Annotated in this window: 22 protein-coding genes; 13 read left to right on the top strand and 9 right to left on the bottom strand. The window is 58.6% G+C overall.

The features are described from left to right. Positions 1–76 precede the first annotated feature (76 nt). The gene (locus tag FHT73_RS01710) at positions 77–1,519 is read right to left on the bottom strand and encodes a hypothetical protein (protein ID WP_183709478.1); all 1,443 of its coding nucleotides are present in this window, start codon (positions 1,517–1,519) and stop codon (positions 77–79) included. A gap of 299 nt (positions 1,520–1,818) precedes the next feature. Between FHT73_RS01710 and FHT73_RS01705 the strand changes: the two genes are divergently transcribed. From FHT73_RS01705 to FHT73_RS01685, 5 genes are all read left to right on the top strand, one after another. Next, the gene (locus FHT73_RS01705) at positions 1,819–2,436 is read left to right on the top strand and encodes a 50S ribosomal protein L25/general stress protein Ctc (protein ID WP_015340613.1); all 618 of its coding nucleotides are present in this window, start codon (positions 1,819–1,821) and stop codon (positions 2,434–2,436) included. Between the two features lie 241 nt (positions 2,437–2,677). Then, complete coding sequence (locus FHT73_RS01700; protein WP_183709476.1) at positions 2,678–5,038, top strand: EAL domain-containing protein; 2,361 nt, start codon at positions 2,678–2,680, stop codon at positions 5,036–5,038. 14 nt (positions 5,039–5,052) lie between these two features. Continuing rightward, complete coding sequence (locus FHT73_RS01695) at positions 5,053–5,784, top strand: transporter substrate-binding domain-containing protein (protein ID WP_183709474.1); 732 nt, start codon at positions 5,053–5,055, stop codon at positions 5,782–5,784. A gap of 73 nt (positions 5,785–5,857) precedes the next feature. Beyond that, on the top strand, positions 5,858–6,574 hold the full coding sequence (gene pth, locus FHT73_RS01690; protein WP_183709472.1) for an aminoacyl-tRNA hydrolase: 717 nt from the start codon (positions 5,858–5,860) through the stop codon (positions 6,572–6,574). Between the two features lie 55 nt (positions 6,575–6,629). Then, complete coding sequence (locus FHT73_RS01685) at positions 6,630–7,052, top strand: GNAT family N-acetyltransferase (RefSeq protein WP_183710123.1); 423 nt, start codon at positions 6,630–6,632, stop codon at positions 7,050–7,052. A gap of 12 nt (positions 7,053–7,064) precedes the next feature. Here the strand turns inward: FHT73_RS01685 and clpS are convergent, their stop codons facing one another. Beyond that, on the bottom strand, positions 7,065–7,376 hold the full coding sequence (gene clpS, locus FHT73_RS01680; protein ID WP_183709471.1) for an ATP-dependent Clp protease adapter ClpS: 312 nt from the start codon (positions 7,374–7,376) through the stop codon (positions 7,065–7,067). A gap of 228 nt (positions 7,377–7,604) precedes the next feature. On the opposite strand from clpS, the gene ychF reads away from it, so the two are divergent. Then, a complete protein-coding gene (gene ychF, locus FHT73_RS01675) occupies positions 7,605–8,708 on the top strand; it encodes a redox-regulated ATPase YchF (RefSeq protein WP_069612665.1) in 1,104 nt (367 codons plus the stop codon). 123 nt (positions 8,709–8,831) lie between these two features. On the opposite strand, the gene FHT73_RS01670 is transcribed toward ychF, so the two are convergent. Then, positions 8,832–9,956, bottom strand: a complete 1,125-nt coding sequence (locus FHT73_RS01670) for a hypothetical protein (protein ID WP_183709469.1) — start codon at positions 9,954–9,956, stop codon at positions 8,832–8,834. 186 nt (positions 9,957–10,142) lie between these two features. Here FHT73_RS01670 and FHT73_RS01665 point away from each other — a divergent pair, with 186 nt between their 5' ends. Both FHT73_RS01665 and FHT73_RS01660 read left to right on the top strand, forming a co-directional pair. After that, positions 10,143–10,607 carry a MaoC family dehydratase gene (locus FHT73_RS01665; RefSeq protein ID WP_112399086.1) on the top strand — a complete coding sequence of 155 codons (465 nt, stop codon included), beginning with the start codon at positions 10,143–10,145 and terminating at the stop codon, positions 10,605–10,607. Next, a complete protein-coding gene (locus FHT73_RS01660; protein WP_112604909.1) occupies positions 10,604–11,071 on the top strand; it encodes a MaoC family dehydratase in 468 nt (155 codons plus the stop codon). Before FHT73_RS01665 ends, FHT73_RS01660 begins: the two co-directional genes overlap by 4 nt. 47 nt (positions 11,072–11,118) lie before the next feature. Here FHT73_RS01660 and FHT73_RS01655 read toward each other — a convergent pair whose 3' ends face one another. From FHT73_RS01655 to petA, 4 genes are all read right to left on the bottom strand, one after another. Continuing rightward, positions 11,119–11,661 (bottom strand): adenine phosphoribosyltransferase, encoded by a 543-nt coding sequence (locus FHT73_RS01655; protein WP_112334312.1) that lies wholly within the window; start codon positions 11,659–11,661, stop codon positions 11,119–11,121. 116 nt (positions 11,662–11,777) lie between these two features. Further along, on the bottom strand, positions 11,778–12,644 hold the full coding sequence (locus FHT73_RS01650; protein ID WP_112334311.1) for a cytochrome c1: 867 nt from the start codon (positions 12,642–12,644) through the stop codon (positions 11,778–11,780). Positions 12,645–12,666: 22 nt separating this feature from the next. Continuing rightward, on the bottom strand, positions 12,667–13,941 hold the full coding sequence (locus FHT73_RS01645) for a cytochrome b N-terminal domain-containing protein (protein ID WP_112604906.1): 1,275 nt from the start codon (positions 13,939–13,941) through the stop codon (positions 12,667–12,669). A gap of 14 nt (positions 13,942–13,955) precedes the next feature. Beyond that, a complete protein-coding gene (gene petA / locus FHT73_RS01640) occupies positions 13,956–14,534 on the bottom strand; it encodes a ubiquinol-cytochrome c reductase iron-sulfur subunit (RefSeq protein WP_112413579.1) in 579 nt (192 codons plus the stop codon). Between the two features lie 835 nt (positions 14,535–15,369). Here petA and FHT73_RS01635 point away from each other — a divergent pair. Then, positions 15,370–15,981, top strand: a complete 612-nt coding sequence (locus FHT73_RS01635; RefSeq protein ID WP_112604903.1) for a LysE family translocator — start codon at positions 15,370–15,372, stop codon at positions 15,979–15,981. Between the two features lie 107 nt (positions 15,982–16,088). On the opposite strand, the gene FHT73_RS01630 is transcribed toward FHT73_RS01635, so the two are convergent. Beyond that, positions 16,089–17,942, bottom strand: a complete 1,854-nt coding sequence (locus tag FHT73_RS01630; RefSeq protein WP_112604900.1) for an ABC transporter ATP-binding protein — start codon at positions 17,940–17,942, stop codon at positions 16,089–16,091. A gap of 395 nt (positions 17,943–18,337) precedes the next feature. Between FHT73_RS01630 and FHT73_RS01625 the strand changes: the two genes are divergently transcribed. Together FHT73_RS01625 and FHT73_RS01620 are read left to right on the top strand one after the other, a co-directional pair. Next, positions 18,338–18,835 (top strand): tRNA (cytidine(34)-2'-O)-methyltransferase, encoded by a 498-nt coding sequence (locus FHT73_RS01625; RefSeq protein WP_112604897.1) that lies wholly within the window; start codon positions 18,338–18,340, stop codon positions 18,833–18,835. A gap of 77 nt (positions 18,836–18,912) precedes the next feature. Next, a complete protein-coding gene (locus tag FHT73_RS01620) occupies positions 18,913–20,064 on the top strand; it encodes a hypothetical protein (protein ID WP_183709467.1) in 1,152 nt (383 codons plus the stop codon). Positions 20,065–20,151: 87 nt separating this feature from the next. Here FHT73_RS01620 and FHT73_RS01615 read toward each other — a convergent pair whose 3' ends face one another. Continuing rightward, entirely contained in the window at positions 20,152–20,412 is a 261-nt protein-coding gene (locus FHT73_RS01615; RefSeq protein ID WP_183710121.1) for a hypothetical protein, read from the bottom strand. Positions 20,413–20,583: 171 nt separating this feature from the next. Here FHT73_RS01615 and hemF point away from each other — a divergent pair, with 171 nt between their 5' ends. Both hemF and FHT73_RS01605 read left to right on the top strand, forming a co-directional pair. After that, positions 20,584–21,495 (top strand): oxygen-dependent coproporphyrinogen oxidase, encoded by a 912-nt coding sequence (gene hemF / locus FHT73_RS01610; protein WP_183709465.1) that lies wholly within the window; start codon positions 20,584–20,586, stop codon positions 21,493–21,495. Between the two features lie 184 nt (positions 21,496–21,679). Next, positions 21,680–21,958, top strand: coding sequence for a hypothetical protein (locus tag FHT73_RS01605; RefSeq protein WP_015340633.1), 279 nt, complete (start codon positions 21,680–21,682; stop codon positions 21,956–21,958). Positions 21,959–22,056 lie beyond the last annotated feature (98 nt).

The raw sequence follows: 22,056 nt of genomic DNA, 5'->3' as shown, positions 1-22,056 counted from the left end.
GAAATCTGGAAAGAGCCGACCGGCCTTTTACATAGAACTTTATCATCGCCCTGATACATGGGCTTACCCTCAAACTTCAAGGCTTCTTCATCACCTGTCCGTTGACCGTCACCGTTCGGTCTTCATCCATGGTGACGTCCCAGCGCAGACGGCCATCCGGATCGGTCTTCGCAAAGCCCTTTGCAGCTATCAGGCTGAAGGAAACACTGTTCAAGCGAGGCTGGGTCTTGGCAGCCTCTTGCATGGCAGCGACAGTCTTGTCGAAGTCGCGCGCCAGGATCGTCGCCTGCAGCGAAAAGCCGGAATGAGGCTTGGTCGAGCCCTTCAGCTCGCCGGAAACCTCGACGTCGTAGACATTGGATTTTGCACTGATCTTCGGAAACTCCAGCGTTCCATAACCGCTCGGGAACATCGTGCGTTTCAGAGCCTCACCGGAAACCGGCGTCGCCCGCGCGACAATTGAATCGAGGCCAGCATCGATGAGGCCGGAGAAATTGATATTGGGCACGCCGAGCTGAACATCCACCATCGCGGGCAGGAAGGGCACAAAAGCAGCCGGCACAAGACCCGCATCGGGCGTAAACTGCTCGGCCCTAAGCTCCAGATTGACATTGGACGCCTTCGTTAGTCCGTCCATCTTGAAACTGTAATCGATACGCTTGACGCCGACCTTGCCCTTCTCCGTTGCCACCAGCGCGTTGTTCACGATCACGGTCTTACCGAGCGAACCGAAAACCGGCAGAGCCTGATGGACCAGCTGCTCGAACTTTTCGCTGCCACTTTGCGAAAGTTGCTTGGCCTTCACGTGTTGAACGAAGAAACGGATGAGCGCGCGCAGATCCTTCACCGGCAGGCTGGTGGCAGTAAGGTTGGTATCGACGCTGTCGGCGCTGAAAGTGATCGGTGCCGCATCCGGCCGCAGCGTCACCTGCTCATGCAAGCGCTGCAGCGTACCTTGCAATTGTAGATCGACCTTACCCGCTTCGCTGCTGTCGGTGACCGTGTGAGCGAATGAGGCGCTGTCGATGGTCGCATCGATCTTGCGCCCGCTTTTCTGGCCGCCGCCGGCGCTCGAAAATTTCACGCCGCTGCTCTTGATACCCATCGACCGCATCATTTCGATGGCAGGATCGAAAACACCGTCAAAAGAGCTGGAAGCGATGGAATAGGCAATGTCCGAGGTCAGCGAATGCAGGGCGACATCGAGACTGTTGTCGCCCGTCAGATGCCACCTTCCCTGCTCCACAGGCTGTGCGAAAAGGGAGAGCGGCTTGAAACCCGTCACCGAAAACGCGCTCGAATTGATCTTGTCGAAGAATTTCGCAAGATCATAGGTGATCTCATATTGATCGCCGGCCGGTTTTACGGTCACGAAGTCGCTACGGGCAAGGTCCTGCGAAAGCGAATGCGCCAGAACATTGCGGAGTTCCTTGGCACCTTGCTCGTTCACGTCGGCTGCGTGTGAGACACCAGCAAGACCCATGGAAAAAACCGCGGCGGCGATGACCCTGGAACGCATGCCCGATCTCTCCTTTTGATCCGGAACGATTGCATTCGACTGTTGATGGGGCTGAGGATATATGTCAAGCCGTTGATAGAGGCATAAGTCGCAGGCTTGTCGGCGGCAGTTGCAATGTCATCACAAGGCCCCGATTCCAGGGGTGCTTGCACCTTCGGCCGCTTTGTATTATACGCCACGCGTCCGCGTAGACACCCTTGGAGGCAACGCGGATGAGGCAGGGCTACCCTCCTCCAGTTCAATCGATGCGGCGTAGGCCGACCGACTGAACTCTCCAAATAACCTCGAAAGGAATAGCTATGAGCCACGAAAGCTACGAGCTCAAGGCCGAGGCGCGCGAACGGGTTGGTAAGGGGTCCGCCCGTGAACTTCGCCGCAATGGTCTGATCCCCGCTGTCATCTATGGTGACAAGCAGGCCCCCGTTTCCATCGCCCTCAACACCAATGAGGTGACGAAGCGCATCCACGCCGGTGGTTTCCTCACGACGATCGCTACGATCGATGTCGACGGCAAGAAGATCAAGGTTCTGCCGAAGGACTACCAGCTCGATCCGGTCCGCGACTTCACGCTTCACGTCGATTTCCTGCGCGTTTCCGGCAACACGGCGGTTACCGTCGAAATCCCGGTTCACTTCGAAAACCACGAGAAGTCGCCTGGCCTCAAGGCTGGCGGCGTGCTGAACATCGTTCGCCACGAAGTCGAAGTTCATTGCCCGGCCGATGCGATCCCGGAATTCTTCACCGTTGACCTCACGGGCCTGAAGAGCGGCGACAGCATCCACATCTCCGCCATCAAGCTGCCGAAGAACGTGACGCCGGTCATCACCGACCGCGACTTCACGATCGCAACGATCGTTGCCCCGGCTGCCGGCCTTGCTGAAGACGAAGCTGAAGGCGGCGAAGAAGCCAGCGCCTGATTGGCATCTTCAAGCCCACACATTGAGACCCGCCGCCCTCTGGGACGGCGGGTTTTTTATGCCTAGAAATAAATATTAGAGAAAGTAAAACTAAGAACGACTTGGAATCTATACTATTGGTTGATTTCCATTAACCCCACAGTTTCAGCAACATTTAACGGATTCATGAAAACCTACGCGAAAGAGTTGTAGAATGCGGCCCCAAGATCTGCTGGTCTATGGCTGGGGAGCTAACGGAATTATGAGTCATTCGGTCGAAAACAGGTTTTTCGCGATCGTCTGCGGTGCGCTACTGATTTTCGTGGCGCCACTCTTCGTCCTATTCCTTTTTCTGTCGTCCGAACGCGCGGAAAAGGAAATCAAGGATCACATAACCGTTCTCCTCGTCGCCAATGCCCAAGCCCTTGCAAAACCGCTATGGGATCTGGACGAAGACAGCGTGACCCAGATCAGTGCGACGACCGTTGCGGAAGGCGCGATCGTTCGTGTCAATGTCCGCGATCTTTCCGGCCAGCTCGACGTCACGCAATCGACCATTCCGAAATCATACAAGGGCGATCTCGAGTCCATTGACCGGCCGATCATCTATAACGGCATCGATGGTGCGAAACGGCTCGGGACCATCACGGTCTATTATCCTAAGCTCGGCCTCTTCGACGGCCTGAAGAGCGAGGAGATCGTCTTCATCTCCATCTTCATCTTCGCCGTCCTGACTGTGTTCGGCGCGGCGCTGATCGGCAATCGCATCTTCGTCATCCAGCCGCTGATGCGGTTGACACATGCCATCGAGGCTACGCGAAGGCTCGGCTCGCGTCATCATGTGGACTGGCAGTCGAATGATGAAATGGGCCGGCTTGCAAGCAGTTTCAACGACATGCAGAGCAAGCTGCAGCGAGAGGAAAACGAACTTAAGCTTGCCCACCGCCGGGCAACCGACACGTATAATCTAACGCCCGCCATGCTCTTTTCGCTCGACAAGGACGAGTGCATCGCGGCCGTCAGCGACTATTGGCTTGCCACCACGGGCTATGATCGTGCCGAAGTGATCGGACGCGAGTTCGCGAGCCTGGTCTCGCCGGATTCGCGCTCGCAATATATCGAGCGCAAACGCGGCAACACCCACAGCGCCGCCCGCATCGACGTCACTGTAAAATTCCTCTGCCGAGACGGGAGGGTCATGGATGTCCTTATCCTTGAGACAACAGCGATCCAGGATGGCCTGTCGCTCTCCGTCATGACCGACGTCACCGAACTCAAGCAATCCGAAGACCGTATTCTGCGGCAGGCAATTACCGACCATCTGACCGGCCTTCTCAACCGCCAGGGCTTCGAGAGCGCGCTGGATGCCAAGATCAACGAAGCCGACCTGCGCAAGCGCGAACTCGCCTGCCTCTTCGTCGATCTCGACCGTTTCAAATGGATCAACGACAATATGGGCCACGCTGCCGGCGACGCTGCACTGCGCGAATTGGTATCGCGCCTGCAGAAATGCATGACGCCGGGCGATATCGCCGCCCGCCTCGGCGGCGATGAATTTGCCATGCTGCTTCTGGCAGAGAATGCCGAAGCAAGAGCAATCGAAATGACCGCCCTCATCGCCGAGGTCTTCGAGGCGCCCTTCGTCGGCGATGCGCGCCTCAGCGCCAGCATCGGGATCGCGATCTACCCGCGTCAAGCCACCAATGCGGCCGAACTGCTGTTGAAATCCGATATCGCCATGTATGCCAAGAAGCGCGATGGCAAGAATGGCGCACAGATTTTCGACAACGGCATGCTGGACGATTCCCGCCGCCGCGCCGAACTCGAGAGCCATATCGAAACCGGCCTCAACGAAGACTGGTTCGAGGCCTATCTCCAGCCCGTGGTCAATATAGACGACCGCTCCATCGCTGGCTTCGAGGCGCTGATGCGCCTGCATCACCCGCAGAAAGGCATCCTGCCCCCTGGCCGCATCATCGAGGTCGCAGAAGAGACCGGCTCGATCATTCGCATCGGCAACCGCATCATGGAGAAGGCTATCGCCGATTTTGCCCGTCTCTCGCGGATCGAGGGCATGCAGGATACCTATCTCGCCATCAACTTCTCGCCGCTGCAATTCGAATCCGAATTGCCGCTGCGCATGGCGGCTCTGTTGTCACGCTACGAAATCGCACCCCGGCGCATCGTCGTGGAAATCACCGAAGCCGTGCTCATGGACGACAATCCCGAGACGCGCATGGTCATCAACGAGATTTGCCACTACGGCTGCCGCATCGCGCTCGACGACTTCGGCACGGGCTATTCCTCGCTGAGCTATATAAACCGCTTCCCGGTCGATATCATCAAGATCGACCAATCCTTCATCCGCGCGATCAATGATACCGCCTCCGATGTCAGCGCCAAGAGCCGCATGCTGGTCGAAAGCATTACCACCCTGTCGCACAAGATGAACTGTACGGTAATTGCCGAAGGCGTGGAAACGGAAGAGGAATGCGCAACCCTTCGTACGATGGGTATCGACTACGGCCAAGGCTATCTTTTCTATCGCCCGCTGCATCCCGACAACCTCATGAAGACGTTGGCGAGCCTGCGGGAAGACCGCCCCGTGGCGCAGGCGTCATAGCAATGGAGAGCCGGATGCGAGGGCTGCTGTTCATAATCGCCATCAGCCTGCTTTCGTTTTCATGTCTCTTTCCGGCCCACGCCGAAAGCATTCATTTCACCACCGAGGAATATCCACCCTTCAACTATCGTGAAGGCAAGACGCCCGTCGGCGCAGCCACCGAGCAGATACAAAAGCTTATGGCCGATATTGGGGTCGACTATACGATCGATGTCATGCCGTGGGCGAGAGCCTACAATCAGGCTCTGGCGGAGCCGATGACCTGCGTGTTCGTCACCGCGCATAATGAGGAGCGCGACAAGCTCTTTAAATGGATACAGCCGCTGCTGATCGATCGCAACGTTCTAATCAAGCATAGCGGCTCCAACGTTGCCGCAACGACCATCGCCGAAGCCAAGAAATATATCGTCGGCACATGGCGCGAAGACTATACGGAAGCGATCCTGCGCCGGAATAATTTCCCGCGCATCGACATCGGCAGCGATTTCAAAGCTACCCTGAAGAAGCTGATGAGCGATCGTATCGACTTGATGCCGATCTCGGAATTTTATTTCGACAAGCTGCGCAAGGAAGGCAATGCCGTCGAGAAAGTGACGATCCTTTCCCAGCAGCCCATGGGCATTGCATGCCAGAAGGATTTTCCTGCCGAACTCCAAGGCAGAATGCAGACGGCGCTCGACATGCTGATCGCAAACGGCACGCAGCGGCAGATTTTCCTGAAGTACGGCCTGCACCTTGACGACTGACCGCATGCCGCCTTGACTTTGCCGTCAAATCGCTGTGGTGAAGGGCATCGGTATTTTCCAAGGGATGAAGCGCATGCTTCTCATCGCGGGCCTCGGCAATCCGGGCGCGAAGTATCAAGGCAACCGCCACAATATCGGCTTCATGGCCGTGGATGCGATCTATCGTCGCCACAGCTTTTCGCCCTGGTCGAAGAAATTCAAGGCGGAGATAGCCGAAGGCGAACTCGGCGGCCAGAAGGTCCTGCTCATCAAGCCGCAAACCTTCATGAACCTCTCCGGCGAAGCCGTCGGCGAAGCCATGCGCTTCTACAAGCTCCAGCCGTCCGATCTCGTTGTCATCTACGATGAACTGGACCTGCCGGCCGGCAAGGCCCGGCTGAAGACGGGCGGGGGCCATGGCGGCCATAACGGCATCAAATCCATCGACGCTCATTGCGGCAAGGAATATCGCCGTCTGCGGCTCGGCATTGGCCATCCCGGTGCCAAGGAATTGGTGCATAACCACGTTCTCGGCGATTTCGCCAAAGTGGACAAGGACTGGCTGGACCCGTTGTTCGATGCGCTCGCCGACAATGCCGACATGCTGGTGCGCGGCGAGGATTCGCAGCTGATGAACAAGATCGCGCTTGCCCTCGGCGGCAAGCCGGAAGAAGACGCGCCGAAGCAGGAAAAGAAAGCGCCCGCCAAGTCCCACATTCATCAGGCGCGCAATCAGATCAAGCCAAAGGTTCCGGAAACCGGGCCTATGGCGGAAATGCTGAAGAGGATGTTCGGCAAGAAGGACGATTGAGGTGCCGCAGCCAGCAGTCGCAGACGCCGCAAATCTCCCCATCCGCTCGGTCGCAATGGCGGACCTTCCGACGCTGCTTGCGCTTTATCGGCATCTGAACACGGAAGACCCGGTGCTGGATCTGCAACTGGCGCAAAGCCGCCTCGCAGAAATCCTCACTCATCCCGGCATGACGATCCTCGCCGCCTTTGACGGCGACAGGGCCGTCTCGTCCGTGACGCTGGTCGTCATTCCCAATCTCACGCGCGGCGGTACGCCCTATGCTTTGATCGAGAACGTGGTAACCCACGCCGATTACCGTCAGCGCGGCCTTGCCGGCGCAGTCATCCGTGCGGCATTCGCAACTGCCTGGGAAAAGAACTGCTACAAGGTCATGCTGCTGACCGGCTCGAAGAACCCGGCAACGTTGCGTTTCTACGCCAATTGCGGCTTTAAGCAGGATAAGACCGGCTTCCATATCCGCCGGCCCGCGCGGTGAGAACGGCCAATCCTATTCTTCCGGCTCTGTCGTGAACATCAGCGGGAATCCAGCGCTTTTAGCAAGATCGACCGCCTCTTGCGCCTTCGTCTCGGCGACATCCCGCGCGCAGACCATGACCACGCAAGTACCGAGCTTATGCGCGGTCATCATGACGCGATAGCCGGCCTCCTCGCTCATGCGGAAGACGGCCTTCAGCACCATGATGACGAATTCGCGCGGCGTATAATCGTCGTTCACGAGAATGATCTTGTAGAGCTTCGGCCGTTCGACCTTCGGCTTCGTTTTGGTCTTCGGTTTCAGGACAACATCATTGTCACTCATCGGCATCACCGTTGACGACAGGGGAAAGGGTTTTGGGCTAATGAGAGGATTATAGTGCAGCGCACCACATCCTTCAAGGACAGTTGCGTCAGGGGACAATGCCGCCAGCATCCACCCGGAAGCCCAGCTTTCAGCAGAAAATCGGCTCAGCTTCCGCACAAGACTTGACCCGCAACGGCCCTTCCCCCATAGGCACTGCAAAGATTTTCAAGATATGGACAAGGTGCCATGGGTTTCAAATGCGGTATCGTCGGGCTGCCGAATGTCGGCAAGTCCACTCTGTTCAACGCGCTGACCAAGACGGCGGCGGCGCAGGCGGCGAATTATCCGTTCTGCACGATCGAGCCGAACACGGGTGAAGTCGCGGTTCCCGATCCACGCATGCGTAAGCTTGCCGACATCGCCAAGTCGAAGGAACTGATCCCGACGCGCATCTCCTTCGTTGATATTGCAGGTCTCGTCCGTGGCGCCTCGAAGGGGGAAGGCCTCGGCAACCAGTTCCTTGCCAATATCCGCGAAGTCGATGCCATCGTGCATGTGCTGCGCTGCTTCGAAGACAGCGACATCACCCACGTCGAAGGCCGCATCAATCCGGTCGCCGATGCCGAGACGATCGAGACCGAGCTGATGCTCGCCGATCTTGAGAGCCTTGAGCGCCGCACCGAGCAGACGCGCAAGCGCGCTACCGGCAAGGACAAGGAATCCATGGCGATGCTGCCGATCATGGAAGCCTCGCTGAAGCTGCTTCAGGAAGGCAAGCCGGTGCGCACGCTGCTGTCGAAACTCGACGCCGAAGAGATCCGCATCCTCAAAAGCCTGAACCTTCTGACCTCGCACCCGGTGCTCTACGTCTGCAACGTCGCCGAAGGCGATGCCGCAACCGGCAACGAGCACACGGCCGCCGTCGCTGCCATGGCCAAGGAGCAGAATTCGGAAGTCGTCATCATCTCCGCAGCCATCGAGGCGGAAGTGGCGCAGCTGCCCGACGAAGAAGCGAAGGAATTCCTCTCCGCGCTCGGCCTCGATGAAGCCGGCCTCGACCGTCTGATCCGTGCCGGCTACAAGCTCCTGCACCTCATTACCTACTTCACCGTAGGCCCGAAGGAGACGCGTGCCTGGACGATCGAACAGGGCACGAAGGCGCCGCAGGCGGCCGGCGTGATCCATTCGGATTTCGAACGCGGCTTCATCCGCGCCAACACGATCGCCTATGACGATTATATCGCCTACAACGGCGAAACCGGCGCGAAGGAAGCCGGCAAGGCACGCGACGAAGGCAAGGAATATGTCGTCCAGGACGGCGACGTCATTCACTTCCGCTTCAACACCTGATCGCTTTTCGGATGCCGGCGCCTAAGCAATTTCAGGAAAAGTGCGAAGCGGTTTTCCGTCCGGAATTGCGTTAAAACAAAAGGATAGAGCGTTTTCGCGATTCGGGGAAAAAGCGGAAAAGCTCTATCTCAGCGCCGGCAATCTCGCTTGCATGCCGGCGGGCAGGCGCCGCACGATAAGGCGGCGCAGATCGGCCCAGCCGATGCCGATCACGAGGACGACCAGACCTACAATCATCAGCACCAGGAAGCCGACCTTGTCGAGCCCGGCATTGTTGTGCCTGAGGATGGCTGCCGTCGCCAAGCCCAGCGATACGAGGCCGGCGGTCACGAAAGCGCGGCGATCGATGATAAGCCCAATCAGCATCATCACCAGCACCGCCACGAGGACGGTCACCGCCTGCAGATAGCCCCCGAAGAGGGCATCGGTGAGATTGGTGAAGACGATGCCGCTGCTGGCGAGCTCGAGGCGCAGGGCCAAGAGGATCGTCGAATAAAGCAGAGCCGGCGCCGTTGCGAGATGCAGCCAGAAGGCCACGTCGGAACGGCGCGTAACCCTCTGCGGATCGCTGAGATCATAACGCATTGCCAACGCAAAACTGCCAAGAGCAGTCACCAGCAAGATCATCATCGTCTGGATGGGGTAATCCGTCGGCACATTCGAAGAGCCAGCTACTGTGCCGGCGACATAGAAGACCGCGGCGAGAAACAGGCCGAACAGTGAAAACAGGAACAAGGCCAGCGACAGCGGCACGCGGTAGCGCCAGTAAAACAAGGCCAGCGACAGCGGGAATGGCGCCACCAGGACGATTGCGCCGATCGTAAAATTATCGCTCAGCGTCGGTGTGGAACTCACATAGCTGACCACCATGTAGAAAACCCAGACAACAAGCGCGACGGTCAAGACCACGGCCGGAAGCGCCAGCCGCTGTCGGCGCACCAGGATCTCGGCCAGGATGACGATTGCCAGCAAGGGCGCATAGCGGTTCGCAAGCCCCCATAGCCCGATGAGCAGAACGACGAGACCGATGGTGATGAGCACATCGTGAAAGCCTCGCACGAAACGCGGCGCTTCCGTATCTTCCAGAGGGTTGGGATCATCCGGAAAACGCGGTGCCGAGAGACCCTGTCCGGTCGGCAACGCACCGATGTTCTTGTCCGCCAGATAGGGCAGCAATCTCTCGGCCTGACCGGAGGAAATGATCCCCGCGCCTGCTGCTTCTTCCAGTGCGACTTTGAGTTCGCTCATTCTAGCTCTCATACCATCTTGCCACGACCCAAGCCTCAACATATCGCCGGCATACAATCAAGGGCTGTCGGCGGCCAATAGACAGTCATCGTCGTCCCTTCCTTATATTGACCGTGAAAATGCTTGCGCCACCACGGCCGGCCATGCGATTTGCCGATAAACGAGACGTGGAGGAGGAGAGAAGACATGACGAAATTCGTCTACGAAGACTTCCAGCCGGGGCGAGAATTTCCGCTCGGCCCGAAACATGTAACGGCGGGGGAGATCATCGAATTCGCCAGGGAATTCGATCCGCAGCCGATGCATCTGGATGAGGAAGCGGGCCGCGCCAGCATTCTCGGCGGCCTTGCCGCTTCCGGCTGGCACACCTCGGCGGTGTTCATGCGCATGATGTGCGATTCCTATCTCCTTGCCACCGATGCGCAAGGCGCGCCGGGCATCGATTTTATGGAGTGGAAGAAGCCGGTTCTGGCTGATGATACCCTGTCGGGCCGATCGATCGTCGTCGAGGCCCGTCCCATGCGCTCCCGTCCGGGTATCGGCATCGTCAGGTTCCGCCATGAGGTCGAAAACCAACGCGGCGAACTGGTCTGCCTCGGAGAGAACGCGGTCATGATCCGCATGCGCAGCGTCTCGGAGGTTTCGGCATGAAGATGAACGAACTCTATGCCGTCGGCGAACGCATCGATATCGGCAGCCATACGTTTACGCCTGAAGGCATCGTGCACTTTGCCTCGCGCTTCGATCCACAGATCTTCCATATGGATGCGGAAGCGGCCAAGCACTCCCTGTTCGGCGGTCTCTGCGCTTCCGGCTGGCATAGCTGCTCTATGTGGATGCGCAGCTTCGTCGATTTTTGGAAGTCCGAACAGGCCCGGTTGATTGCCGAAGGCAAGACGCCGCCCGTCCTCGGCCCCTCGCCTGGCTTCAAAAACCTGCAATGGCTGCGGCCCGTCTTCGCCGGTGATACGATCAGCTATGGCGTCACGATCCTTGACAGCCGCCCATTGGCCTCGCGCGCTGGCTGGACGCTCTATACGCTCGCCTGCGATGGAGTGAACCAGGACGGCGCTCCCGCCCTGCGCTTCGAAAGCAGCGTTCTGGCTTTTGAATAGCGAGCTGCGGGGCCGTTCGGAGCGGCCCCAACAGTCCTTTCGGCCATTTAGTGACCGGCGAATTCCACCAGCGTATGTACCGGCACGTCAAGCTCCTCGAGCTTCCTGCGGCCGCCAAGATCAGGCAGGTCGATGACAAAGCAGGCGGCAACCACTTCGGCACCGATCTGGCGCAGAAGCTTCGTCGCGCCGACGGCGGTGCCGCCAGTCGCGATCAGATCGTCGACGAGAATGACCCTCTCACCCGGATTGACCGCATCACGGTGCATCTCCATTTCGTCGACACCATATTCCAGGCTGTAGGCGATGCGGACGATGTCGTGCGGCAGCTTGCCCTTCTTGCGGATCGGCACGAAGCCGGACGACAGCTGGTGCGCCACCGCGCCCCCGAGAATGAAGCCGCGTGCTTCCATACCGGCAACCTTGTCGATCTTCGTGCCGGCGTAAGGCTGTACCAGCGCATCGACGGCACGGCGGAATGCTCTGGCATCGCCAAGCATCGTCGTGATGTCGCGGAAGATGATGCCGGGCTTGGGATAGTCCGGAATGGAGCGGATGCTGGCGGCAAGCTCCGAAGCAATAGTGTTCATCAAATATAGTCTCTCAGGCTGTGATAGGGCCGGCTGCACCCTATCAATACCAGGGCGCTATACCAACAAAAAAGGCGGCCTCGCCGGGCCGCCTTTTCTCGATCATTGTGCGATGCTCAGTGAGCGCCGGCCTTGGCATAGACGGAACGCTTGGTGAGATAAATCAAGATTGAGAAGATCAGCAGGAACACCATGACCATGAAGCCGAGGTGCTTGCGATCTTCCAAATGCGGCTCGGATGTCCACATCAGGAAGGCAGATACGTCGCGAGCGTATTGATCCACCGTCTGCGGCGAACCGTCGTCGTAGGTCACCTGACCATCCGAAAGCGGCTTCGGCATCGCAAAGGTCGCGGCCGCATCGAAATACGGATTGTAGTGCGAGTTTTGCGGCACCTTAAAACCGGCCGGCGGCTCTTCGTAGCCGGTCAGCAGCGAGTAGATATAGTCCGGTCCACCTTCCTGATACTGCGTGAAGATATCGAAGATGAACTGCGGGAAGCCGCGCTCGATTTCGCGTGCCTTGGCAAGCAGCGACATATCGGGCGGCACGGCGCCGTTGTTAGAGGCAGCGGCAGCCTCGTCGTTCGGGAACGGCGAGTTGAAATGGTCAGACGGAAGCGCCTTGCGGGTGAACATCTCACCCTGAGGGTTCGGGCCGTCCTGCACTTCGTAATTGGCGGCAAAGGCCTTCACCTGTGCTTCCGTATAGCCGAGGTCTTCCAGCGTGCGGTAAGCCACCAGCTTCATCGAATGGCAGGCGGAACAGACTTCCGTATAGACCTTGAGGCCACGCTGCAGCTGCGCCTTATCGTAATAGCCGAATGGGCCGGAGAAGGTCCAATGCTGCTCGCGCGGCTCCTTCAGCGGATAGTGCGGCGTCTCTGCTTCTGCGGCAGGCTTCGTTTCCGCAGCGATCACGGCGGCGGTCGAAAGGCCTCCGATGAGCGTCAGGGATAGAAGGCCGACAACAAGTTTTTTCATCGTTTTCTTCCTCTATCGCCGGTTATACTTGAACCGAAGCGGCAACTTTACCGCCTTGTTTCTCAAGAACCGCTTCCGTAATCGAATTTGGAATGCGCCTCGGTGTCTCGACAATGCCGAGAACCGGCATGATGACGAGGAAGAAGAGGAAGTAGAACAGCGTCGCAAACTGCGCAGCCGTGGTGTAGATGCCTTCCGCGGGCTGCGAGCCCAGCCAGCCGAGCAGGATGGCATCGGCGATGAACAGCCAGAAGAACAGCTTGTACCACGGGCGATAGACAGCCGAGCGGATCTTCGACGTATCGAGCCAGGGCAGGAAGAACAGCACGATGATGGCGCCGAACATCGTCAGAACGCCGCCGAGCTTAGAGTCGATCGGGCCGATGTTGAAGGTGATCGAGCGCAGCATCGCGTAGAACGGCAGGAAGTACCATTCCGGAACGATGTGAGCCGGCGTCTTCAGCGGGTTGGCCGGAATATAGTTATCGGCATGACCGAGGAAGTTCGGCAGGTAGAAGACGAAATAGGCGAAGACCAGCAGGAAGACGGAAACGCCAAGCGCATCCTTCAACGTCGCGTAGGGCGTGAAGGCAACAGTGTCGGTCTTCAGCTTGACTTCGACGCCGGTCGGGTTCGTCTGGCCGGTCACATGCAGCGCCCAGATATGCAGGATGACGACACCTGCAATCATGAACGGCAGCAGATAGTGCAGCGAGAAGAAGCGGTTGAGCGTCGGATCATCGACGGCAAAGCCGCCGAGCAGGAAGGTCTGGATCCAGTCGCCGACCCATGGAAAGGCCGAGAAGAAGCCGGTGATGACGGTCGCACCCCAGAAGGACATCTGGCCCCAGGGCAGAACGTAGCCCATGAAGGCGGTTGCCATCATCAGGAGGTAGATGATCACGCCGAGAATCCAGAGGATTTCGCGCGGCGCCTTGTAGGAGCCGTAGTAGAGGCCGCGGGCAATGTGCAGGTAGACGGCCACGAAGAAGAAAGATGCGCCGTTGGCGTGCATATAGCGCAACAGCCAGCCGTGATTGACGTCGCGGACGATCTTTTCGACCGAATTGAAGGCGATCGCCGTATTGGCCGCATAGTGCATGGCCAGCACGACGCCGGTCAGGATCTGCAGGACCAGCATGACCGCCAGCATGGCGCCGAACGTATAGGCATAGTTCAGGTTGCGCGGAACCGGATAGGCGATGAAACTATCATAGACCATACGTGGCAGCGGAAGCCGCGCGTCGACCCATTTTTCGAGCCCTGTGGATGGCTCGTAAGACGAATGACCACTCATGATTCAGCTCCCCCTCAACCGACCTTGATCTTCTTTTCCGACGTGAACGCATATTGCGGAATCGCAAGATTCATCGGCGCAGGCCCGTGGCGTATGCGGCCGGCGGTGTCGTAGACCGAGCCATGGCAGGGACAGAACCACCCGCCATATTCGCCCGCTTGACCGAGAGGAATGCAGCCGAGATGAGTGCAGACGCCGATCATGACGAGCCAGTTTTCCTTGCCCTCGCCGGCCGAACGGGCAACGTCGGTTGCCTGTGCATCGGACGGTAGATTGGCGTTGCGAGCGACCGGATCTTTCAGGTCCGAAAGCTGCGTGCCCTTGGCATCGTCGATTTCTTTCTGCGTGCGGTTACGGATGAAGACGGGCTTACCGCGCCATTTCACCGTCAGGGACATGCCGGGCTCAAGGCTCGACACATCGACTTCGATGGATGCAAGAGCGAGTGTCGATGCGTCGGGCCGCATCTGGTCGATAAACGGCCATGCGACGGCAACTGCACCCACCGCACCGGCCATACCTGTCGTCAAATAAAGGAAATCGCGGCGAGTAGGTTCGCCGGTGGACTCAACTGTCGTACTATGCTCGCTCAAAGCTGCACATCCTCTTCCCGCAAACCACGGCAAAAACCGCGGTACCCCTCTCACTAACGGCGAATCAATGCGACCATAATTCCGCCATAGATTCCTCCGTAACCCGCTGCGTTCTAAGCTTGATCGCAAATTATGTCCAGTCTTGGCAAGGGGTCAGGGCACAATGTCGCGGCAAAACTGCGTTAATGCGTCGCAAGGCTGGAGCTCAATCTTCCCCTTCTCCACGGAGAGAAGTTAAGCACATGAAAAACTAGGGAATTCCGCAGCGTTTTTCTCTGGCGCGACGCAAAATAAGCGATCAGCACAATACCGCACAGCAACAAAAACAATGAAAATTCCTCGAAATTCCGATCTCAACCTCTCCTTCCTCACCTGAACGCAGACCGAATTTCGTCCGCGATTTATCAGTGAACGCCATATTCCCTGCAACCCTACAAGAACTGTAAAACGGAGCCGGGATCGACCGGTCAAGTTGCCAACGGTCGTGAGCGACGCATTGAGCGTCGAGCGCAAAATGCCGGTTGAACTGCAATTTCATTCAAGACCGGAAAACGCGATGCCTCGATATTGCCGCAAGCGATTATCGAGTGAGAGTCATGCACGCTACCCAAGCCGACGCCATGTATCGACAGCATCCGTGGTTGCTCGACACCTTGCCCGCGACAAACCTAACAGTCGGATATTTCACCGCGCGAAATCGTACGGCGACGGCTCACGTCGTCGAGAAAGCTTCCCCGAGAGTCCATCAGGACACCTCGCGTGGATCAGCCGCCGAAACAGGCATCTCGACTCAGGCCTTACCGCCGATATTCCCCTCCTCCGTGGGGGCTGTCGCATGAACATCGAGTTTCTGATCACGACCTTCATTATCGTTGCCTCTCCCGGCACGGGCGCGATCTACACGCTTGCCGCCGGATTGTCTGGCGGCACGAGGGCGAGTGTGGTCGCCGCATTCGGCTGCACGCTTGGCATCATCCCGCATTTGCTTGCGGCGATAAGCGGCCTCGCCGCACTCCTGCACACCAGCGCCGTGGCGTTTCAAGCGCTCAAATGGCTGGGAGTGGCCTATCTGCTCTACATGGCTTGGTCGATGTTTTTGGAAAAGGGTATTTTGCGCATTGACGGCGCACCGACCGACAAGAGCACGCGACAGATGATTGGCTCGGCAATCCTGATCAATTTGCTCAATCCCAAATTGTCGATCTTTTTCTTCGCCTTCCTGCCTCAATTCGTGACGCCGGATCAGACAAGCCCGATCATGTTGATGCTGAAGCTCAGCCTGGTCTTCATGGCGCTCACCTTCTTCATTTTCGCAGCCTATGGCGTATTCGCAGCTCACCTGCGCCGCCATATCGTCTCGAATCAAACGGTGCAATCATGGATGCGGCGAAGCTTCGCAACTGCGTTCGGATTGCTCGCGGCGCAACTCGCTCTGGCGAGCCGCTAGCCCGCAACATCGTTTCCAGACTTCTTTGTTACGTTTTGAATTTCTGAAAAATAGGCACTCAGGAAAACAACAACTGGGGCACCTTGGCGCCCCAGTCGTCCGTCTCATTATTGTGCCGCCGTCTCGACCTCTTCATGGTCGGCGAGGAAGCCACCCGACTGCCGGCTCCAGAGTTCGGCATAAATGCCGCCCTGCTGGACCAGCGCCTGATGCGTGCCCATCTCGATGATCCGGCCCTTGTCGAGAACGACGAGGCGGTCCATCTCAGTCAGCGTCGACAGGCGGTGGGCGATGGCGATCACCGTCTTGCCATGCATCAGCGCGAAGAGGTTTTCCTGGATCGCCGCTTCCACTTCGGAATCGAGCGCCGAGGTTGCCTCGTCGAGCACCAGGATCGGCGCGTCCTTCAGGAAGACGCGGGCGATGGCGATACGCTGCCGCTGGCCGCCTGACAGTTTCACACCCCGCTCTCCGACCTGAGCGTCGAGCCCGGTGCGGCCATGCATATCCACCAGACCTTCGATGAAGTCCCAGGCATTGGCGCGCTTGGCCGCCTGGATGATGTCCTCATCGGTGGCGTCCGGACGGCCGTAGGCGATATTGTCGCGGATGGAACGGTGCAGCAGCGAGGTGTCCTGCGTCACCACACCGATCATCGAGCGAAGGCTGTCCTGCGTCACACCCGCGATATCGTGGCCGTCGATGGTAATGCGACCGCCCTCCAGATCGTAGAAGCGCAGCAGCAGGTTCATCAGCGTCGTCTTGCCGGCGCCGGAACGGCCGACAAGGCCGACCTTTTCGCCCGCGCGGATATCGAGGGTCAGATCCTCCATGACACCCTTCGCCTTGCCGTAATGGAAGCGAATGTGGTCGAAGCGGATCGCGCCCTGCTTGGCCATGATCGGCGATGCCGCGGGCTTGTCGACGATATCGTGCGGCTTCGTCATCATCTCCATGCCGTCATAGACGGTGCCGATGTTTTCGAAGAGCGCCGAAACTTCCCACATCACCCATTGCGACATGCCGTTGACGCGCATCGCAAGGCCGATGGCGATGGCGATGGAGCCGACAGAGATCGAGCCGCTGAGCCAGAACCAGATCGACAGAGCCGAGACGATGAACAACGCCGCGCAGTTGTTGAAATAGACCGAGGCGTGGAACAGCGTCACCTTGCGCATCTGCTTGTGCACGGTATCGAGGAATTCCTCCATGCCGGCCCTGGCATAGGTCTCTTCGCGGCCGGCATGCGAGAACAGCTTCACCGTGGCGATGTTGGTGTAGCTGTCGACCACGCGGCCCGTCATCATCGAGCGCGCGTCGGCCTGCTGCGCGGCGATCTTGCGCAGCACCGGCACGAAATAGGCGACGATGGCGACATAGACGCCAAGCCAGACCAGGATCGGAATCATCAGCCGCCAGTCGGCAGCCGCGATGACGAGGATCATCGACAGGAAATAGGTGACGACGTAGACGAAGACATCGAGGATTTTCATGACCGTTTCGCGCACGGCAAGCGAGGTCTGCATCACCTTGGTGGCGACGCGGCCTGCGAACTCATTGGCAAAAAAGGTCATGCTGTGGCGCAGCAGGAAGCGGTGCATCTGCCAACGCGCGATCATCGGATAGTTGCCGAGCAGCACCTGGTGCATGATGAAGCTGTCGAGGATCGCCGCAGCCGGCAAGCCGATCAGCACCATCGCCCCCATCCAGAACAGCTTGTGCCATTCCGTCTGCAGGAAAGTCGCCTTATCCGCATGCGTCAGCCAGTCGACGATATCGCCGAGGAACTGGAACAACGCCACCTCGCCAATCGCGATCGACATGGTGAGAATGCTCATGGCGATCAGCCAAGGCAGGGCCGGCTTGGAATAATGCCAGCAGAAGGCGAAGAGGCCACGCGGCGGCGTATCCGGCACCTCGCTCGGAAATGGATTTAGTCGGCGTTCGAACCAGCTAAACATGGAAATGCTCCAAAGACTCGACCCTTCGACCACCCACTGCGCTGAAAGATCGCAGATTCATATGGTGGCCGGGCGGTAAAACGACGAGGCCATAGTGGCCGCGCAATGACTTAAAGAAGGGGGATACTTGCGAATATGCGCCTTGTAGCGCTCTTCAAATCCGTGGGTTCACGGCACCGAGGCGCAGCATCATAAACAAGATATCCATCTGAGCCTCCTTCTTTCGCAAGTTGTAGAGCACGCGTCTTTTAGCGCGACTTTTCCTGTTTGAAAAGCGAAATATGCCTGAAAAATGGGCTGAATCCTTCAATTCTGCTGATGGGAGACATCACAGGAATCGAGGGGTCCCAGGAAAAACCGGAGACAAATCGGGGCGATTTCGCTAGTTGCAACATATGACCAAGCTCCGCATCGCCCTCTACCAACCCGATATTCCCGGCAACACTGGCACGATCCTGCGGCTTGCCGCCTGCCTCGGCCTCGGCGTCGACATTATCGAGCCGGCCGGCTTCGACATATCCGACCGCAATCTGAAGCGCGCCGGCATGGATTATCTTGCCGCCGTCACCCTGACTAGACACGTCAATTGGGAGCGCTTCGAGGCATGGAGGCAAGAAAGCGGACGACGGCTGGTGCTGGCCTCCACAAAGGCGGCGCAGCGCTACACGGATTTTACTTATCGCGACGACGATATTCTCCTCTTCGGCCGCGAAAGCGCCGGTGTGCCGGAGCACGTGCATGACAGAGCCGATGGCCGCATCCTGATCCCCATGGTCGAGGGTCAGCGCTCGATCAATGTCGCCATGTCCGCCGCCATGATTTCAGGTGAAGCACTGCGGCAAACGCAATGGCCGTCGTCCTCAGCACCGAGCCTGAATGTCGCACCGGAATAGACGTTGGCACGCCGGATAAAGTGTGAGAAGCTTCGCTCTGGAATGCTCTAACTCAGGCAGCCTTGACGAGGTGACCCATGTTCCAGACGGCATTCACGCTTTCCCTTACGCAGTTCGCCCGTACACTAAGCCTCCCCGAACGGCTCCAGCACTCCCCTTTGCGCAACCTTGCGCTTGAAGGCCTTCGCCAGCGCAACCTCGCTCTCGATGCGCTGTTCTACGACGTCAAGGTCATCACACCCGAAGAAGCCTTCTACATCAGTGACTCGCTCGCCGCCGAAGGCGCGATCCTGATCGTGCCGCCAAGCGGTCTTGGAGCACTCACCCTCTGCGAAACCATCGATGAATTCGTCTTGCGCGGCGGCGGTAATGCCCGGGCGCTCGCAGTCGCCGGCATCGGCGGTTCCGCGCTCGGCGCAGCCGCCTTTGCCCGCAATGTGGCCGATGCGATCGACGCACCGGTCGCGGTCGTCGTCTCAGGCTACGGCATAGCCGATGCCATCACCGAAGCCTTCGGCGGATCGTTTTTCTTCGGTCATTTGAGAGGGCTGCGGCCGCTGCTTGAAAGCCTGGATGATCTTGCCGGCCGGCCCAAGGTTGGAGCGCAGCGCGATGGAACTGCGGCCCGCACCAGCCTGGACACCAGAACGGTGCAGGCGCTTCTTGCCGATCCCCGCCTTTCCTTCCGTCTGCTGACCGGCCACTCCAAGGGAAACCTCGTGTTGTCGGCTGCACTCCATAACCTCTGCAAACAGGACGAAGCGCGGATCACCGAGCTGGCGCGGCATGCAAAGATCGTGACGATCGGCGCACGCATCGCTATGCCGCCTGTTTTCACGGATGTCGTCGACGTCACGGGGGAATGGGACTGGTTCGGCGAAATCAACTCCCGAGCATTCATTCATGCCGATCGGCGTGTTGCGCAAGCGTGGCATCACACGAACACCGACTTGGGCGGGCACCTGCCGGTGACCACCACGCTGATGGAAATTCTCGCGGCATCGCCCGTCGCCGGAAATCAGAAAGCTGGAGAACACCAAGCTGCAAGGCTCGGTGCCGCGGCCGAACCGGCGGCAATACCAGAGGCAAAGTCTCCTCCGGCTCCGGCCGGCGGCACTACGACTGCAATCGAGAAGGTCAAGAAAGCTATCTCCGCGAGGCCGATGCCAAGCGCTCAGCCGCCCGCATTCGGCCCGTCGGATGATCCGCCATCGCCCATACCGCATTGAACTCGCAGCACATCGCCAACGCGCCTCGGAGAAACGGGAACGCACTTCGAGAGCCATCACCCGTCGATGCGGGCCATGTCGTCCAGTTCAATCGGCCGATGGCAGACGCCGCATGGTGAACTCGATGCGATCGCCGTCGACCTGGCGCCAGCTTTCGACTTCGGTCCAGTAGGCAGCTTTCGGGAATTCGGTGAACCACTCGCGCGCCTTTTCACGCGCTTCGGGGCGACTGAGACAAAAGGTCTCGCGAACGAATTCGCTCTTTCCACCGGCGGGATGGTCCTGCCGGTAACGGAATATTCTGTTTCTCAACCCATCCAGGGGCGGCGGTCCGGGTATCTTCATGATAAAACCTCGCCTTTGAGAGAGGGAACATAATACCGCAGTGTGAAATTTGCGAGTCGATTCTCCTGCGGCGTTGCTGCACTGGCTGCGCCGCAATCTTGCTGATATTCCAAATCACGATACATACGGTGCGAATCGCGGGCCGCCGGCTGCTCGCATCGTCGGAGAGCGTGAATGGAACGACCCAATCTCCCCAAGGGATTACCCGAGGATATTGAAGAAAAGAAGGAGGCAGCGCGACACTGGTTCGAAGGCCTGCGCGACACGATCTGCGCGGAGTTCGAGCAGCTGGAAAGCGAGCTGACCGGCCCTCTTTCCGACCAGGAACCGGGCCGCTTCATCGCCAAGGACTGGCAGCGCGACAAGGGCCAGGGCGGCGGCGGCCGCATGTCAATGATGGAGGGCCGCGTCTTCGAAAAGGTCGGCGTCCACACCTCGACAGTCTATGGCGAATTCTCTCCCGACTTTCGCAGCCAGATTCCTGGCGCCGAGGAAGATCCCCGCTTTTGGGCCTCGGGGCTCTCGCTGATCGCCCACCCCGTCAATCCGAATGTGCCGGCCGTGCATATGAACACCCGCATGGTGGTGACGACGAGCCAATGGTTCGGCGGCGGCGCCGACCTGACGCCAGTGCTCGATCGCCGCCGCTCCCAGGAAGATCCGGACAGCGCCCTCTTCCACCGCGCCATGCAGATCGTCTGCGATCGTCATGCCGTCGCCGACTATCAGCGCTACAAGAGCTGGTGTGACGAATATTTCTTCCTGAAGCACCGCAACGAGCCGCGCGGCATCGGCGGCATCTTCTTCGACTGGCTGCATTCGACAGAGGAAGCCGGTGGCTGGAACGCGGATTTCGCCTTCACGCGCGACGTCGGCCGCGCCTTCGCGATGGTCTATCCGCGCATCGTCCGATCCAATTTCAACGAAACATGGACGGAAGAAGACCGCGACGAGCAATTAATTCGCCGCGGACGTTATGTGGAGTTCAATTTGCTCTACGATAGGGGTACAATATTCGGGTTGAAGACAGGCGGTAATGTCGAGTCGATCCTATCGTCTCTGCCGCCGGTGGTGCGTTGGCCTTGAAACGTGTCGCGTAAGCTGGGCGGCAATTTTGCGATCGCGGCATGCGGGAAACTTCAAGCGCAACAAAAGATTGAAAGATCGCGATGCGCTTGGATGTTCAACATTAAATGATCGGACAACGCCCTGAAATCAGCGGGAGGAGTGCCTAAGTGACCTAATGCTCGTTCAATCGGAGGAGGTTGTAATGGCAGCAGAGAAACAAGTCACGGAAGCTTCGAAGGAACAGAAACTATCGCGCACCGTCGATAGCCCGGAATTCATCATCCGACTGGCAGAGGATATGCGGACCCGCAGTGGATCCGATCTACCCCTCTCCTGCTTCCTGGAGCAGGTGAGGATGCAGTTGGCGGGCAAATCTCCAAGCGATATCGCCCGCTTCGCGGCCGATCGTTCGGCCAAGCAGGCGCCTATCACACGATATCAATCCTCGGATTGCTTCAAATCCTGGGCAATGCCGGATTAATGTCCGGAAGGCCGCCACCGGCAAGCGGAAGGCTTGCCGAACGGCAGAAACCTTTTCTCGTTCGTTGCGTTTAGGCCTTTAGGTCCTTTGTAGGGCGA

The sequence above is a fragment of the Rhizobium sp. BK098 genome (assembly GCF_014193155.1).
GTDB lineage: Bacteria > Pseudomonadota > Alphaproteobacteria > Rhizobiales > Rhizobiaceae > Rhizobium.
This window is presented reverse-complemented; position numbering and strand designations above follow the sequence as displayed.